This window comes from Actinomyces sp. Marseille-QA0893, from assembly GCF_976954355.1.
In genome coordinates, this window is the sequence record NZ_CDRJSY010000002.1 from 25242 (window position 1) to 41828 (window position 16587).

The 16587-nt window shown below is 54.9% G+C and carries 11 protein-coding genes, 1 tRNA gene and 1 riboswitch; of the genes, 1 reads left to right on the forward strand and 11 read right to left on the reverse strand.

From position 1 onward, the window contains the following. Positions 1-82: 82 nt before the first annotated feature. On the forward strand, positions 83-1825 hold the full coding sequence (locus ACWNMW_RS03085) for a pyruvate dehydrogenase (RefSeq protein WP_449489999.1): 1743 nt from the start codon (positions 83-85) through the stop codon (positions 1823-1825). A gap of 836 nt (positions 1826-2661) precedes the next feature. Here ACWNMW_RS03085 and ACWNMW_RS03090 read toward each other — a convergent pair. From ACWNMW_RS03090 to ACWNMW_RS03140, 11 genes are all read right to left on the reverse strand, one after another. Further along, positions 2662-3936 carry an Ig-like domain-containing protein gene (locus tag ACWNMW_RS03090; protein WP_449490000.1) on the reverse strand — a complete coding sequence of 425 codons (1275 nt, stop codon included), beginning with the start codon at positions 3934-3936 and terminating at the stop codon, positions 2662-2664. A gap of 412 nt (positions 3937-4348) precedes the next feature. After that, positions 4349-5626: an Ig-like domain-containing protein gene (locus ACWNMW_RS03095; RefSeq protein WP_449490001.1), complete on the reverse strand. Its 1278-nt coding sequence runs from the start codon at positions 5624-5626 to the stop codon at positions 4349-4351. A 409-nt stretch (positions 5627-6035) separates the two neighbouring features. Next, positions 6036-7346 carry an Ig-like domain-containing protein gene (locus ACWNMW_RS03100; RefSeq protein ID WP_449490002.1) on the reverse strand — a complete coding sequence of 437 codons (1311 nt, stop codon included), beginning with the start codon at positions 7344-7346 and terminating at the stop codon, positions 6036-6038. 291 nt (positions 7347-7637) lie between these two features. Continuing rightward, positions 7638-9050 carry an Ig-like domain-containing protein gene (locus tag ACWNMW_RS03105; RefSeq protein ID WP_448751531.1) on the reverse strand — a complete coding sequence of 471 codons (1413 nt, stop codon included), beginning with the start codon at positions 9048-9050 and terminating at the stop codon, positions 7638-7640. Positions 9051-9286: 236 nt separating this feature from the next. Next, complete coding sequence (locus tag ACWNMW_RS03110) at positions 9287-10552, reverse strand: MFS transporter (protein ID WP_449490003.1); 1266 nt, start codon at positions 10550-10552, stop codon at positions 9287-9289. Between the two features lie 128 nt (positions 10553-10680). Further along, a tRNA-Arg gene (locus tag ACWNMW_RS03115) sits at positions 10681-10753 on the reverse strand. A 71-nt stretch (positions 10754-10824) separates the two neighbouring features. After that, positions 10825-11754 carry a universal stress protein gene (locus ACWNMW_RS03120; RefSeq protein ID WP_034502207.1) on the reverse strand — a complete coding sequence of 310 codons (930 nt, stop codon included), beginning with the start codon at positions 11752-11754 and terminating at the stop codon, positions 10825-10827. Between the two features lie 130 nt (positions 11755-11884). Then, complete coding sequence (locus ACWNMW_RS03125; protein WP_295893639.1) at positions 11885-12604, reverse strand: C40 family peptidase; 720 nt, start codon at positions 12602-12604, stop codon at positions 11885-11887. Next, positions 12605-12741: riboswitch (cyclic di-AMP (ydaO/yuaA leader) on the reverse strand. It abuts the gene before it with no gap. Between the two features lie 166 nt (positions 12742-12907). Next, positions 12908-13597, reverse strand: coding sequence for a metal-dependent transcriptional regulator (locus tag ACWNMW_RS03130; RefSeq protein WP_449490004.1), 690 nt, complete (start codon positions 13595-13597; stop codon positions 12908-12910). 134 nt (positions 13598-13731) lie between these two features. After that, positions 13732-15015: an MFS transporter gene (locus ACWNMW_RS03135; protein WP_449490005.1), complete on the reverse strand. Its 1284-nt coding sequence runs from the start codon at positions 15013-15015 to the stop codon at positions 13732-13734. Between the two features lie 126 nt (positions 15016-15141). After that, on the reverse strand, positions 15142-16587 hold the full coding sequence (locus ACWNMW_RS03140) for an NCS2 family permease (RefSeq protein WP_449490006.1): 1446 nt from the start codon (positions 16585-16587) through the stop codon (positions 15142-15144).

The window sequence follows — 16587 nt, forward strand, 5'->3', positions numbered from 1 at the left end:
GGTTTTGTTCGGCGCGAACCGTAAGTATTCGCTTGATGGTTGATAGCTTGCGGGGCGTGCACACTTTAACCAAGGAGCGACTATGAACGTTGCAGAGCAGCTTGTTGCCCAACTCATCGACGCCGGCGTCCACCGCGTCTATGGCATCGTTGGCGACTCACTCAACCCCGTCGTCGATGCAATCCGTAAGTCTGGCGGCAGCAAAAAGGGCGGGATTGACTGGGTTCACGTCCGTCATGAGGAAGCCGCTGCTTTCGCCGCGGCAGCCGAGGCCCAGCTCACCGGCAAGCTCGCTGTCTGCGCAGGTTCATGCGGCCCGGGAAACCTCCACCTCATTAATGGTCTCTATGACGCCCAACGCTCGGGCGCACCTGTCTTGGCTATCGCCTCGCACATTCCCAGCGTCCAGATCGGCCAGATGTACTTCCAGGAAACCCACCCCGATCGCCTCTTCAACGAGTGCTCGGTCTATAACGAGCTGATTTCCAGCGCCGAGCAGGCACCCCGCGTCGTCAACGCCGCGATCCGCCATGCCGTTGAGCTTTCTGGAGTCTCGGTCATCAGTCTTCCTGGCGATGTCTCTGATCTCAAGGCAAGCTCGCCTTCACCAAAGTACGTTCCCTCCCGCCGTCCCGCGCTCACCCCGAATGAGGAGGATGTCCGCCAGCTCGCAGACGTCCTCAACCGTGCAAAGAAGGTTGCCATCTTTGCCGGTGCCGGTGTTGAGGGCGCACACGATGAGGTCATCGAACTCGCTGATGTTTTGAAGGCCCCAATCGGCCATACTTTGCGCGGTAAGGATTTTATCCAGTACAACAACCCCTTTGATGTCGGTATGACCGGCCTGCTGGGTTATGGTGCCGCTGCTGAAGGCATGAACGATGCCGATGTTCTGATCATGCTGGGTACCGACTTCCCCTACGATCAGTTCCTGCCCAATACGTTCACCGTTCAGGTTGAGAACCGCCCCGAAAAGCTGGGCCGTCGTACCGATGTTTCGCTTCCCATTCACAGTGACGTCAAACCCCTGATCGCAGCGCTCTTGCCACTGCTTGACCGCGATCGTTCGGATGCTTTCCTCAAGGCAAAAGTGAAGAAGCACTCGAAGATCATGCACTCCCCCGTCGGCGCCTACACGCGCAATGCGGAGCACATGAAGCCGATCCATCCCGAGTATGCGGCACACATCCTCAACGAGGTTGCTGCAGAGGATGCGGTCTTCACTGCCGACACCGGTATGTGTAACGTGTGGACTGCGCGTTACATCGATCCCCTCGGGAGCCGTCGCCTGATTGGCTCTTTGCTCCACGGTTCGATGGCGAATGCTCTCCCAATGGCTATCGGCGCCCAGGTTGCATACCCGAATCGTCAGGTTGTCTCGGTCTCGGGTGACGGTGGCCTCGCAATGCTCTTGGGCGAATTGGTTACCGCGCGCATGCATGATTTGCCCATCAAGGTTGTCGTATTCAATAACTCGACGCTGGGCATGGTCAAGCTGGAGATGCTGGTCAACGGTCTTCCCGATTACGGCACCGATGTCCACGACGTCAACTACGCTGATGTTGCTTCAGCGGTCGGCTTCCACGGCGAGCGCGTCACGGAGCCAACGCGTCTGCGCGCGGCTCTCGAGGAAGCCTTCGCTTTCGACGGCCCGGCCCTAGTTGAAGTCATGACTGATCCGAATGCGCTCTCGCTTCCTCCTGAGATCCGTTCGGGCCAGGTGATTGGTTTCGCAACAGCGATGAGCAAGATCGTCTTAAACCGTGGCGCTGGCGAGGTCGTTTCAATGGCAACGTCGAATATGCGTAATATTCCTCGCCTATAAGTCTGAGGGGGCGCTTTTTACTTCCCTCATCTCATAAGCGCCCTCTTCTCCTTGACGAGGCCGTGGCCGGGTAGCCTGCACTTCTTCGCGCATCCCCACCACGGCCTCGTCACGGTTTTACTGTTCCACTCGTCCACCACACGAACTCCCTGCGCCCCCCAACACGCGAAGCCCTGCGCCCCAACACGCGAATCACTGTCTTGCCGCCGCAAGACACACGAAGTCGGCAAAAGACACACGATATAAGCTGTGGCATTCCCAAACTTCCTGTGGAGGCTAAGGGACAGGAACAACGCGTCGAAGCAGGCCTAAACGCTGAGCGCCATCCGCCCAATCCGCTCTTCTACTCCACACGAAGTCGGTAAATGACATATGAAATGAGCTGTGTCATTCCACGACTTCGCATGGAGAGCTAAGGAATTAAGGCGAGGCCGCACTACCTCCAAGGCAACGGGTAGGCCACTGCTACCCAACACACGAAGTCGGCAAAAGACACAGGCTATAACCTGCGCTTTTCCGCGACTTCGTATGTCAATAGCGAGGGCTTGGCACGGCGAACGCAGCACACAACGGGCACGGCAGAAACCCGATCGACAGGTACAAACGACGCGTGGCAAGCGCACAAACGCGCAAACGACCGCGGTACGAGATAAGAAACCCAGCAGCACTTCAAACACAAACGCAGGTGGGTCCCATCCAAATGGACGGGACCCACCTGTATATTTCGCGAGAGCCTATTCCTCGAGCATTCCTCTTTCTCGGAGCTTCGGTTACCTCAGAAACTCTGCTACCTCACGCGCTCGAACCTGAGCTCGAGGTCGAGGCAAACGGAACACTCAGGCCTGCTGGCGTCGACGCATCAAGGCCACGCCCAGGGCAAGGCCAAGAGCACCCAGACCAATGGCCGGAACAGCGTTCACACCAGTGTGCGCAAGACTCTTCTTCGGAGGAAGCGTCGTGCTCACGCTCGGCGAGGGAACAGTCGTAGACTCAGAAGGAGAAGGCACAGTCGTGGGCGGAGTAGTCACAGAGGGAGTCGGAGGGGTCGTGCGCAACTGGCTTTCAACATTTCCCCAACCGACGGTTTCGATGGCGACGGTCTTGGTCGCGGTCTGGCCGTTGACGTTTGCGGTGTTATTGAAAACGTTGCCGACCTTCAGGCCCTCGGGACTCTTCAGTTCGGTGTAGTACTTGAGCTCGTAGATCGCATCGTCATTCGAGTTCGGGAAAGATGCAACAAAACCATCAGCAGTTTCGGTCATCGTGAAGGTGCCACCGTTAATGGAATCACCAACCCATACGAGTTCGCTCGGATGCTGGTGGTAAGGATCGTTCCGATAGGCCGCAGTCGTATTCCACTTGAGCAGGCGCGCCTGCTGGTTCCTCACTCCATCATTGAATAGTTTGTAGCCCCCATTGGAGGTGTCGAAGGTGTCAGTAATGGAAATAACCGGCGACTGAATCGATTGCGCAGGAATATGGATTTCCCACGTAAAGCGTTCGTTATGCCCCTCATGGAGTTGCCACCCATATTTCCATGGCTGTTGAGGAACCCAGCTGTACTGATTCGAGATCACGTTGCCATGATCGATCTCGGCTTCGAGGGTCACCGAGTGGCCGATTGTAAAGCTAAAGCGATTCGTCGTCGTGGTTGTGGCCATGTCAGCTCGCACGTGGATATCACCCTTAGCGTTGACATGCGTATTCACGTAGCTGGTGAAGACACAGTTTACGGTCTGTCCAGTACCGAACGGCAGGGAGCATTTCAACGCAACACCGCCACCGTTCTTATCGATCACATCGAAATCGGCATTACGAGTACGTAGTTCCTGCGGAAGCTGGATTGTCAGAGTGTCGCCTTCAGAGACGTTCTTTCCCGTCGTATCAAAAGTGAGATCCGCTGAAAATTCATCCCAAATCGTATTGGGACCGTTGGGGCTGGATTCGTTTGTCATCGTCACGCCGGTGACAACGTTGTTGATTTCCACTGCCGAGGCCGTGGGAACGCCTGGTCCAAAAGTACTCAGTGCGCCCGCACCGACAAGTGCACATGTAAGGGCAGTAACGAGCGAAGCACGACTCAGTCCTTCGCGCGTTGCATCGATATTCATGACATTCCGTCTTTCTGGAGGGTGGTCACTTCCGTGACGTGATACCAAGAGGCTAGCACGTTATTTTCCAGTCTGATTTCAGCTTTTCTGCGCAAAAAAACGAATATTCCCAACGAGAAAACCGCGAGTTTTCGACGAAATACCCAAGTTTTTTATATTAAAACACGTAATTTACGTGTAAATTTTCTTAGTAAAGTCCCAGTTTCTGACTACACGTAAAGAATTGGCATCAATGAAGAATCCACACACAGCAAAATTAATCAGTTTTCGCGGAACGCCGACTGACCACACGGGAATATTCACCAACTAACACCCGCTCTGAACTGCAAAAACAACACTAATATGTACCGTGTGGCCCCCACCTTTTGGGTGAGGGCCACAAGTTTTCGCTCTATTCTAGAGGCTCAGATTTTCACGCCTGCTGACGTCGACGCATCAAGGCCACACCAAGAGCAAGGCCGAGAGCCCCCAGACCGATCACCGGAGCAGCATTCACACCAGTGTGCGCAAGACTCTTCTTCGGAGGAACCGTCGTACTCACACTCGGCGAGGGAACAGTCGTTGACTCAGAAGGAGAAGGCACAGTCGTGGGAGGAGTAGTCACAGAGGGCGTCGGAGGAGTTGTCTTCAACTGCCCCTCAAGTTCCCCCCATCCAACAGTCTCGATAGCAATAGTCCGTTCGGTCGATTTCCCGTTAACTACTGCAGTGTTCTTGAAGCTGGTGCCAACGGTTGCAGAACCAGGAATCTTGAGTTCTGTGTAGTACTTGAGCAAGTAGTAGGCATCGCTATTCGAGTTCGGGAAAGAAGCAACAAAACCATCCGCAGTCTCAGTCAAGGTGAAGGTTCCACCATTGACAGAACCGCCAATTTTGACGCTTTGTGCGGGATGTTGATGGTTTACATCCGCCTTGAAATCAGCCAATGAATTCCACTTGTACAAGCGCGTTTGCTGCCAAGCATTCGGCGCTGGATCATTGAACAGCTTGTAGCCACCGTAGGAGGTGTCAAAGGTATCAGTAATGTTGATGGTATTCGACGTGATATTACGTTCGGGGAGGTAAATCTCCCATGTAAAACGATCGTTGTGGCCATCATGCAGCTGCCAACCGTACTTGTAGGGATCAACAGGCGCATATCCGGTCGTATTCCTCACAATATTGCCATTAGGCACGGTCGCCGTCAGCGTAACAGTGTGATTAATTGTGAAGCTAAAAGAATCAGAAGTCGATTCGCGAGTCATATCCGCAAGAACATGAATATCGCCCTTCATATTCACATGTCGCTTTGCATAGTCGGTAAAGACACAGCTAAGCGATTGCCCCTCGCCTGCCGGAATTGCACAATTAAGCGCAGTTCCACCGCCATTCTTATCATCAACATCAAAGCGGGTGGCGCGAGTACGCAGTTCACTAGGCAGCTGAACAGTAATCGTATCCCCTTCGGTTACAGCCTTACCGCTTGTATCGAAAGAGAAATCCATGACGTAGTTATCCCAGACGTAGTTCGGCCCGTGCGGATGCGAACTATTCGCCATCACCACGCCAGTAACAACATCAACCTCTACTGCCTGAGCAGCAGGTAACGTCGGAGAGAACACAGTGAGAGCTCCCGCTCCCACAAATGCACAGGCAATCGTGCCAGCAACTGAAGCACGCAGCACGTGTGCACGCGTAGCATCGTTATTCATCACATTCTTGTCTTTCTGGAGGGATGTCACATACGTGACTCGACGCCCTCAGGCTAACACGATCACATTCAGCTTCAATTCAGCCTCCATTGCCTAAACAACAATTTTTTACCCTCTAAATCCGCGTAATTCCAACGTCTTTTGCAAGCGCATCGAAAATCTTCCCCGGTACATTCCTGAATATTCTTCAAGAAGTCTCAGTTTCTGACAGATCGTAAGAAATTAATAACTTGAAGGAAGCCGCATTGCTCGAACTCCAAGCTTTCCAAGGACCATGAACTGACCAAGGGCACACATTCATGCAAATATCCCCTGATCACCGCTCATTTTGGGTAAAACCGTGGGCCCCATCCACAAGGATGAGGCCCACGCTCATAGTTTCGTTTCTACACGAAGTTACATACTCGCCTTAGGCCGAGGCTTGCTCGCGACGACGCATGAGCGCGACGCCCAGGGCCAGTCCCAATGCTCCGAGAGCAATAGCAGGAGCAGTCATAGCACCAGTGTGGGCCAAGGAGGTCTTCGGTGAAGGGGTAGTCGACGTGCTCGGGGAGGGCGTGGCCTCGGTAGTGGACTCAGAGGGCGAAGGTGTCACCGTGGTTGCCGGAGGTGTCGACGTTGTGGAAGTCGGAGGGGTGGGACGACGATCAGACTCGAGGTCGCCCCAGCCAACTGTTTCAATCGCGATGTCGCGCTCAGCGGTCATTCCGTTGACATCGGCCTTGTTATTAAAGACGTTCCCGGGCTTTGCATTCTCGGGAATATTCAGCACGGTGTAGTACTTGATCATGTAGTACGCGTCACTGTTAGAGTTCGGGAAGGAAGCAACGAAGCCGGTCGAGGTCTCGGTCATGGTGAAGGTGCCACCATTGACGGTTCCTCCAACGGGAATACTCTCAACGTAGTTCTCGTGACTCGGATCAGCCTTGAAGTCATCAAGAGAGTTCCACTTGAGCAAGCGCGTGCGCTGCCAAGCATTCGGATCCGTTGAGGGATCATTGAACAGCTTGTAACCGCCATTGGCAGTGTCGAAGGTGTCAGTCACTGAAATGGTGCCCGAGTGAATGTTGCGTTCCGGGATGTAGACCTCCCAGGTGAAACGTTCTTTGTGTCCCTCGTGCAGCTGCCAGCCAAACTTCCACGGAGTATCGGGAGCGTAGCCGTTCGTGTTCGGGATGACGTTGCCGTTTTCAATGTCCGCAGGCAGGACGATGTCATGGCCAATCGTGAACTCAAAGTGCGTTGAAGTGGTCGCGCGAGTCATATCCGCGAGGACGTGAATATCACCCTTCATATTGACGTGCTCATCGGCGTAATCAGTGAACGCACAGTGGAGGGTCTGGCCGACACCGGCGGGAATAACGCACTTCATTGCGACGCCACCGGTGTTCTTATCTGTGACGTCAAAGTAGGCTTCGCGGGTGCGCAGCTCGCTGGGCAGCTGGATGGTGACAGTATCCGTTTCGGAAACATCCGAACCAGTCGTATCGAAGCTAAAGTCCATCGTGAAGTTATCCCACACATAGTTGGGGCCGTTCGGAGTAGAACGGTTCTTCATTACGACGTTCTTAACAACTTGGTTGACCTCGACGGGCACGTGATCCGCGCGAGATGGAGACGCGGTCATCACCGTCATCGCACCAGCACCGGAGAGTGCGCAGATCAGCGCACCTGCAATCGAGGCACGGCGGAAACGCGCGCCTGAAGCATTGAAAATCATGAACTTAAATCTTTCTCAAGAAGCGTCACTCACGTGACCAGATATCAACAGGTTAGCACGCTGACCTTCAGCATTACCCCAGACTAAATTTCGGAAACAATAATTATTCAGGGCCAAGACGCGAGCATTCTGCCGAGTTTTCGGGAATAATACGCAATTCATGTGTAAATGCTCATAGGGAAATCCCAGTTTTAACTTTTCGCAAATTGTTCACCGTAAAACTCGAGCCCCATCGAGGAGAGTGACACAGCTCCACAAATGAGTCTCCAAGGGCAGACTAAGCGTCTTGACTTAGAGCCTGCTGCGACCTTGACGCAGAGACATTCCAAACACCAGCAGCAACGCTACACTGCCCAGCAGCATCCCAGAGTTGACTCCGGTATGCGCAAGCGCTTCCTTCGGACGAGGCGGAGTGCTGAGGCGAGGAGCAGGTGTAGTGATAGTGGTCGAGGCCGAAGGCGAGGGGGTTGGCGAGCTCGTTTGCGGAGTCGTCGCTGACGGTGTCGGAGTAGAGGTCCTCACCGAGGGGGTCGGGCTAGAGGTGCTTGGCGAAGGCGCCGGCGTAGAGGGGGTCACGCTCGGAGTCGGTGCCGGCGTACTCGTCGTCGGGGTCGGAGTAGGGGTAGGCGTTGGCGTAGCCTTCAGCTCTCCATCAACGTCTCCCCACCCAACTGTTTCAATCGCAATCGTCTTTTCGGTAACCTGCCCGTTCACAACTGCGGTGTTCTTGAAGGTACTTCCGATTGTTGCGTTAGCGGGAACATTCAGTTCCGTGTAGTACTTGAGCAAGTAATACGCATCGTTCTTTGAGTTCGGGAATGATGCAACGAACCCTTCAGAAGTTTCAGTCAGCGTGAATGTACCGCCGTTAACCGAGCCATTGACTTTAATGCTTTCGGCATAATTCTGATGCTCGGGATCAGCTTTAAAGTCATCAAGAGAATTCCACTTATACAGACGCGTCCGCTGCCAGGCATTTGCTCCGGGCTCATTGAATAGTTTGTAGCCGCCATGGGCAGTATCAAAGGTGTCAGTGACGCTGATGGTGTCCGATTGGATCTGACGCTCAGGAATAGAGACTTCCCACGTAAAACGCTCTGTGTGACCTTCATGCAATTGCCATCCATTTTTGTACGCGGTCTCAGGAGCGTAGCCATTCGTATTCTTGACGATATTTCCGTTTGGAACGGTCGCATCAATCTCAACACTGTGGTTAATCGTGAAGCTGAAAGTATCAGTAGTCGTTTGACGAACCATATCTGCCACAACGTGAATATCACCCCTGGCATTGTCGTGCGTCGTCACATAGTCAGTGAAGGCACAGCTTAAGACTTGACCCTCACCTGCTGGAATCGAACATGTGAGCGCCACTCCCCCAGTGTCCCGATCTGTCACATTGAAAGATGCGGCTCGAGTGCGAAGCTCACTGGGCAGCTGAATGCTCAAAGTGTCATTTTCAGCGACAGTCTTACCAGTCGTATCGAAGGCGAAAGTCAGATTGTAGTTGTCATAGACATAGTTCGGACCAGCGGGCGTGGACCTATTTCGAATCATCGCATTCGTGATGGCATTAATCTCTGCAGCTTGAGCGGGCGCAGCAAGAGAAGCAATCCCTGTCAGTGCACTTACCCCCACAAGCGAGCACGCAACTACAGTCGCAAGCGGAACACGGCGCGTCCTCACGCTCGTAACGTCAAGATCCATGATGTCAACAGCTTTCTTCAGGAGGTGTCATTGAGCGACAGCTACCTGAATGCTATCACTGCAACAATCAGCCGCAACCCAGCTTTTCTTGAGTGAAACATCATTATTGCCCCGATATAGCCGAACTTATTCGACCCACTCACAGGTTTTTGACTCGATAGTCCCAAAACTGCTTCCAGTTAAAATTCAGCTTGAAATCTCTAGCAGAAAATCCCACTATGCGAAACCCCACGGGTTCAGGAGAGGTCTTCAGCAGCACTGACCCCGCGAATGCGAGCAGCGGGAGTAAAGCTCATCGCAATCCCAGCCACAACCGACAGCGCGATAAAGACATACATTGCAGCTTCGACACCCACAACAGACGCAAGAAGGCCTGCAGCGACCGATCCCAGGGGCATCACTCCCCACACCGCGAAACGGAAGGTCGCATTCATGCGCCCAAGCATCCACTTGGGACAGATTTCCTGCCGCAAACTCATCTGCGTCACGTTGTAGATGGTAATGAAGTACGAGTAAACCACTCCCGCACCGGCAATCACCCAGCCAGCAATCGCGGGCACGTGGAGCGCTGCCGGCTGCAAAACAAGGATTGAAACTCCAACGACGTAAGTGGCAACAATACAACGCCCGATCCCTAGGCGCTCAAGCCACAGGGAACGAGTCATTGCTCCAAGAATTCCACCAAGCGCACCTGCGCTCAGAAGCACCCCCAATTGTGTCGCATTCATACCCAGTGTTCGAAGCACCAAAATCGGCAGGAGAACACGTACCCCTGAACCTGTAAACGCAGCAAAGGAGATGCAAGAGAATAAGGGAAAAAGCAGACGCTCATGTCGGACGAAGCTCAATCCCTCGCGGATTTGCGCAAACAGAGAAGCACTGGAGCGCACTGGTTGAGGTTCAGGCGTTCCAATCCGCCAAATGGCAACCGTCGAGAACACGTAAGTTGCTGCGGTGAATACGTAGGCCAAAGGGGGCGCAAAGACACCCAAAAGCCAGCCGCCTAGACCGGGGCCACCTGCAGCGCCGACCTGGTACGAGGCCTCGAGCCGCCCATTCGCAGCCGCGATGTACCGTGTGGATGCAATTGCTGGAACATAGGACTGGTAGGCGACATCGAAGAAGACTGTCGCAAGTCCTAAGAGCGCAGCAACGATCATCAGGTGCGTGAGGGTAAGGGTAAACCACTCATAGGCGATCGGAATCGAAATGAGCGCAAAAACCCGCGCAAGGTCAGAAACAATCATGACCCGGCGTTTACGCCAGCGATCAACCCACGCACCCGCGGGAAGACCAATCAGGAGAAATGCAAGTGTCTGCAAACCGGTAAGAATCCCGATTTCAGACTCCGTGGCGTGCAATAGAGAGATAGCGATTGCCGAGGTTGCAAGAGTGGCTACTTGGAAACCGAACTCGGCTGCGGTCTGGCCCGCCCACAGGTGCATGAAAGCGGAATTGCGCGTGAGAGGATGGCTCAGCAACCGCCCAATCGCCCTGTTCACTTCTCCCCCATGCTGCTTTGCGTTATTTCTTCACTACCCCGATGGTGCAACCGTGCAAATCTGGGGAGTCCTCTCCGAATAGAAAAATACAAAAACGACTTGAAAACCAAGTCGTTTTGTATCTTCTGTGCCCCCGAGACGATTCGAACGTCCGACACCCGCTTTAGGAGAGCGGTGCTCTATCCCCTGAGCTACGAGGGCGCACCCCCATAGACTACCATTTCGCGCAGCTCTTTCTCAGATGCGCTCGAAACGCCAAGGCTCGGGAGTGTTCAGCGCCTTGTCCACTCTTGTGCGGGATCAGGCAGCACGTCGTGATGCTTCGAAGGAACAACCATAACGGGACAGGTCGAGTGCGCGATCACCGTCTGCGAGGTCGATCCCAGCAAAATCCCGGCGAAGCCACCCCGGCCTCGGGTCCCCACAACAACAAGATCAACCGCGGTCGAGAACTCGATGAGCAGAGACGAGGGAGACCCATCAAGCGCATGGCGCGCGACCTTGCGTGAACGTCCGTCCAGCGCTTGATCGACAGCCGCGTCAAGGCCTTCCTTGACGTCCTTCAGCATGGCATCGCGGTCGATATTTGCGGGAAGCCACGCCATCATGGTCGTCCCAGTTGCCATCGGAACAGCTGCAACCGCCGTCAGACGAGCATCCCACAGCTCAGCCTCGTCGATCGCTCGCTTCAGAGCAGAGGTTGCACCTTCCGACCCATCGGAGCCAACAACGATTCTCTCAACCGGAGTGAAGCCCTTACCGGATGTATGACGCGGAACGATGACGACCGGGCACTTCGCGTGTGCAGGAAGAGCAGAGGAAACCGTTCCCAGCAGACGGTCCGCGAAGCCTCCCCCGCCACGCGATCCCACCACGATCAGGTCAACTTCCTTGGACATATCGATGAGGATCCCCGCGGGATCTCCGGCCTCAACGACTCCGTGCACGTTCGTCGCACCGATTTCACGCGCAAGATCGACGCCTTGCTGAACGATTTGGGACGCACCTTCCTTAAGAGCAGCGTCATCAAGAACCGCATAACCCCCATCAAGGGTTGCTGCCGCATAGGACGCAACTGCGTAGGTGCAAATAATGTGAAGGCGGCAATCACGTACCTTTGAACGCTCAGCTGCCCACTTAACTGCTGCGTAGCTCTCCTTTGAGCCATCGACTCCGACCAAAATCACTTCTGATGTCCCCATGACTACCTCCTCGTGATTGCCGTCGCCTCTATTTTGCCCTATTCCACGGTGAAATGTCAGGGGTTCAGGATATCCCCAGAGAAATAGTGAAGGGGCCGCAGAAGCGACCCCTTCACTCACACAGGAAAACTCAGTAGCGCACGAAGCTGTAGTTACCCCACAGCGGCTGGATCTTCGTCACAGAGCCGGGAGTCGTTGCTTCGATAACCATTCCGTTACCGGCGTAGATACCCACGTGTCCGTAGGCGTGCCACACCAAGTCACCGGGGCGAGCCTCGGAAGCCGAGACGAAGGTGCCTGCTGCACCCTGCGCGCCGGAAGTACGGGGAATGGAGATACCAGCCCGGGCGTAGACGTACTGGGTGAAACCAGAGCAGTCGAAGCCCGCGGGGGTAGAGCCACCGTAGACATAAGGAATGCCAGTGAGAGACATTGCGATCGAGACGATGTCAGAGCCCGCGGGGTTCACTGCAGCAGACGAAGTGGCAGAAGCGCCAAGATCCGCGCGAGTGTAATCACGCGAAGCAGCATTCGTCGTTGCAACAGCAGCCGGGGCTTCAGCCGAAGCGGAAACTTCGTCACTAGCAGACCAGGCGATATCCGGGACCGAAACAGTCGTAGGCAGAACGGTCGCGGTGTTTGTGGAAGTATCGACCGCAGCTTCGTGAGCGGTGGGGGCTGCAGTTGCAGCTCCACCGACCACAGCAGTCAGTGCAAGTCCAGCGGCTGACGCAGCGGCAGTGCCACGAAGCGGAGTCTTGAACGACGTGAGAGTGTCAGCCAGGTCGAAAACAGGGGCCATCGGGCGGCGGGCCTTGCGGTGCCGCGGGGCAGGCTTTGCTGTTGTCACAATTTTCTCCTCTTAGACCTGCGAGGTGAGCTGTCGGGTTCGGGCGGGAGTGCCCGGCTTGGTTTCCCAAGCTTCACCCCAAGACCGCGAAGGGTCGGAATTGGTTTCCCCGCGTTGAACCTTAGTTTCCCAATCTCTTCGCGGTTCAACCTCGGTGAACGAAGAGCGGTCGGCTTTTTTCGCCTTGTTTCAGTCTAGCGTAGCATCCCCAAAATGTCACGCGAATGTAACGAAAGGATGACGAACTTATTACAGGTTTTCTTAAGGTTTTACAGGCGTTTCCCAGACATGCTGGTCAGCGGGCTAATTCAGGTCGACAAACAAATGCGGAGAGAGCGCGAGCGGCAGCTGAACCGCACCCGTTTGTGTTACCGAACTCCCATCCGCAGCACGAGTCACCTCAAGGAGAACCTGCCGTGTATCCGCTTCAAAAGCGATTTCCGCACCAGGAAGAACCCCGAGGCGGGCAAAGTCAGCCAAGAGCTCGGTCTCTGCCTGAATGGGTTCCCCAATTCGGGTAACGACCGCGGAATTCGTGCCACCCATCCGCAGGGCGAGCTCCATCGAGATCCCCGTAGACGTAGCATCGGTACCGGGAATGGGGTTTCCGTAGGGATCCGTCGTTGGGTTATTCAGAATTTCGCCGAGGCGTTTCTCAACTTGGTCCGACATGACGTGTTCCCAGCGGCACGCTTCCTCGTGCGTACGTGCCCAGTCCAAACCGATGACGTCGGTCAGCAAGCGCTCTGCGAGGCGGTGCTTGCGAACCACTTCAACCGCCTTTTCGCGCCCCAAAGTTGTCAGTTCCAGCCTGCGATCCCCCATCACATGGACGAGGCCGTCGCGCTCCATTCGCCCCACTGTCTGTGAGACCGTCGGACCAGAGTGCCCCAAGCGCTCAACGATGCGGGCACGCAGAGGCGTCACTCCATCTTCTTCGAGCTCGAAGATCGTCTTGAGATACATTTCGGTGGTATCAATCAGGTCGCTCACGGTTTCCTCCATGGCTAGGCACTGAGCCTAGAGTACATATTTCTCGCCACAGTGCGTGTCAAAGCGCACAAAACCGCGTGTTAGAGGGTGTCATGGGTACCACTCAGACCCCTAATTGGGTCAGGTGAGTGTTATCAATTCCCTTCGCCTTCACCGTGGTGTGCATGTGGGTTGTCGATCTCAATGAGATGAGCACTGGCGTGAAGATGAACGCTCACATTCCACCGCTTCATGCTCCAAGCGGTCGCAACGACGGCAACAATCAAAGTAATAACCGAACCGACCCAGATCGAAGCACGAGCATCGATCACTTCACCAATCCATCCAACAAAAGGCGAACCGATGGGGGTCGAGCCCATAACAACCATGCCGTAGAGGGCCAGGACACGTCCGCGCATCTCTTCAACAGTGGTTGTCTGCACCGTAGCATTCGCAGCAGTCAGCATCGTGATCATGGCGAAACCGTTCGGAATACACATCAGCGCGTAGGTTTCATAGGTCGGCATAAAAGCCAGAACCGTCGAGACAATGCTGAGCGCGATCGTCGAGCCCATGACAAGGCGCAAACGAGGCAGCTTACGCCTAGCAGCAAAGAGAGCACCGGACAAAGAACCAACCGCAATCAGCGTTCCCAAAATGCCGTATTGTCCCGCTCCCTTATGGAACACGCTTGTTGCCATGACAGCGGTCGTCAATTGCTGATTCAAAGTCAGAGCTGAAGCAACACCAACGACGAGGATAATCAACAAAAGGTCAGGGCGGCCTCGGAGATAGACCAAGCCCTCACGCAACTGTCCCTTCTTGCGAGGAACCGGCCGACGCGGAACCAAATCGCGATGACGGATCGAGGTCGTAAACATTGCCGCAACAAGGAAGATTCCTGTGTTCACGAAGAAAACCCAGGCCTCGCCAACCCAATCAATCATCAAGCCCGAGATCGCGGGACCAATCAGGCGAGCAAAGTTAAAGGCAACAGAGTTCAGCGCGACCGCATTGGTGATCGACCTTGCGGGCACAAGCTCCGAAACGAAAGCCTGACGGGCCGGCGAATCGAAAGATGCAGCAAGTCCCCCACCGAAAGCAAGAAGGTAGACCAACCACAAGCTCGCATGCCCCGTGAAGACCATGATCCCCAGCAAAAGACCGAAAACTCCAAAAGAGCATTGAGTGATCTGGATGATCGTCTTGCGGTCCACACGGTCAACGACGACACCGGCGTAAGGGCTGAAGAGTAAGAGCGGCAGAAACTGCAAGGCCGTAACAATACCGACTTGAAACGAAGAATTATCGGTCAGGACCGTGAGAACCAGCCAGTCCTGGGCAACGCGTTGCATCCACTGAGCCGAAGCCGCAAGGGCATTGGCAATGAACCAATGCCGAAAGCTTCGGTACTGCATGGATTGAAACGTCGTTGACACGAACTCCCCTACTTTCGTTTCATCTTCATTTGAGAATACGCCACAAGGGAGAAATCTCTTGGAATAAACACGTGGGGGCAAGACACGATCACTCGTATCTCACCCCCACGCGAGGAAGGATCTAGATCAGGCTCCCAGAGCCGCTTGGATCGGACCCAAGAGGAAGTAGATGACGAAGAGAATCGACGCCAGCCACATCAGCGGATGAATCTTGCGTGCCTTACCAACGGCAATCTGGATGATCGTGTAGGCGATGAAGCCGACACCGATACCAGCCGAGATCGAGTAGGCGAAAGGCATGAAGGCGATGGTGAGGAATCCAGGGATCGCGAACTCCGGATCCTTCCAATCGACTTCCAGAACCTGGGCCATCATCAAGAAGCCAACGAAGACCAGTGCGGTCGAAGCTGCCTCGGTCGGAACCAGCTGAACGAGAGGCGACAGGAAGGTCGACAGCAGGAAGAGGACACCGGTGACAACCGAGGCCAGACCCGTACGCGCACCTTCACCCACACCTGAGGTCGACTCAATGTAGGACGTATTTGAGGAAACACCACCCAGACCGCCGGCAGCAGCAGCCAGAGAGTCGATGAGGAGGATGCGGCTGGAGTGAGGGGGGTTTCCGCCGTTATCCAAGAGGTCACCTTCAGCGCCCACGGCAACCATGGTTCCCATGGTGTCGAAGAAGTCCGCGAGCATCAGGGAGAAGATCAGCAGGACCACCGAGACGGCGCCGAGCTTGCCAAAAGCCCCAATGAAGTCAATCTGGAACAGGGAGTTGAAGGAAGGAATTGAGATGGGCGAACCGCTCAGGGAGGGAATAGTTTGTCCCCAGCCGGTAGGCGTGGTCTCGCTCTTCGCGGGAAGGTGGAGGATTGCCTGCAAGATGACGGCCAAGACGGTCGAGGAGAGCAGGCCGATCAGCATTGCGCCCTTTACCTTGCGGACATACAAGATGATGGTGACAACCAAGCCGAAAACGAAGACCAGAGTTGGCCAGCCATCGAGAGAGCCATTGATGCCAAGCTGAACCGGGGTTGAACCTGCGCGGATAATGCCCGCGTTAATCAGACCAACCAAGGACACGAAGAGGCCGATACCAACGGAGATCGCGGTCTTGAGCTGGTAGGGAACCGCGCGGAAAACGGCCTCGCGGAATCCTGTCAGAACCAAGACGGTAATGAGAATGCCTTCCCAGAAAATCAGGCCCATGGCCTCTTGGAAGGTCAGTTTTGCTCCCAGAACAAGTGTGAAAGCAACGATGGCGTTCAAGCCCATGCCCGCGGCCAGAGCCAGCGGGTAGTTTGCGACCAGACCCATGAGAATAGTCATGATGCCGGCAACCAAAGCGGTGCCGGCAGCAATTCCAGGGGCAGTGATGGAGCTACCCTCGGGCAGGGCAGCAGAAAGAATCAGAGGGTTAACAACAAGGATGTAGGCCATTGCGAAGAAGGTGACCACGCCACCTCGAATTTCACGGCCAACAGTGGATCCACGTTCGGAAATGTGGAAGAAAGCGTCAAGGGAATTTAGTGGCTTCGCGCTCGTGGGCGCTTTTTCTTGTGTGCTCAC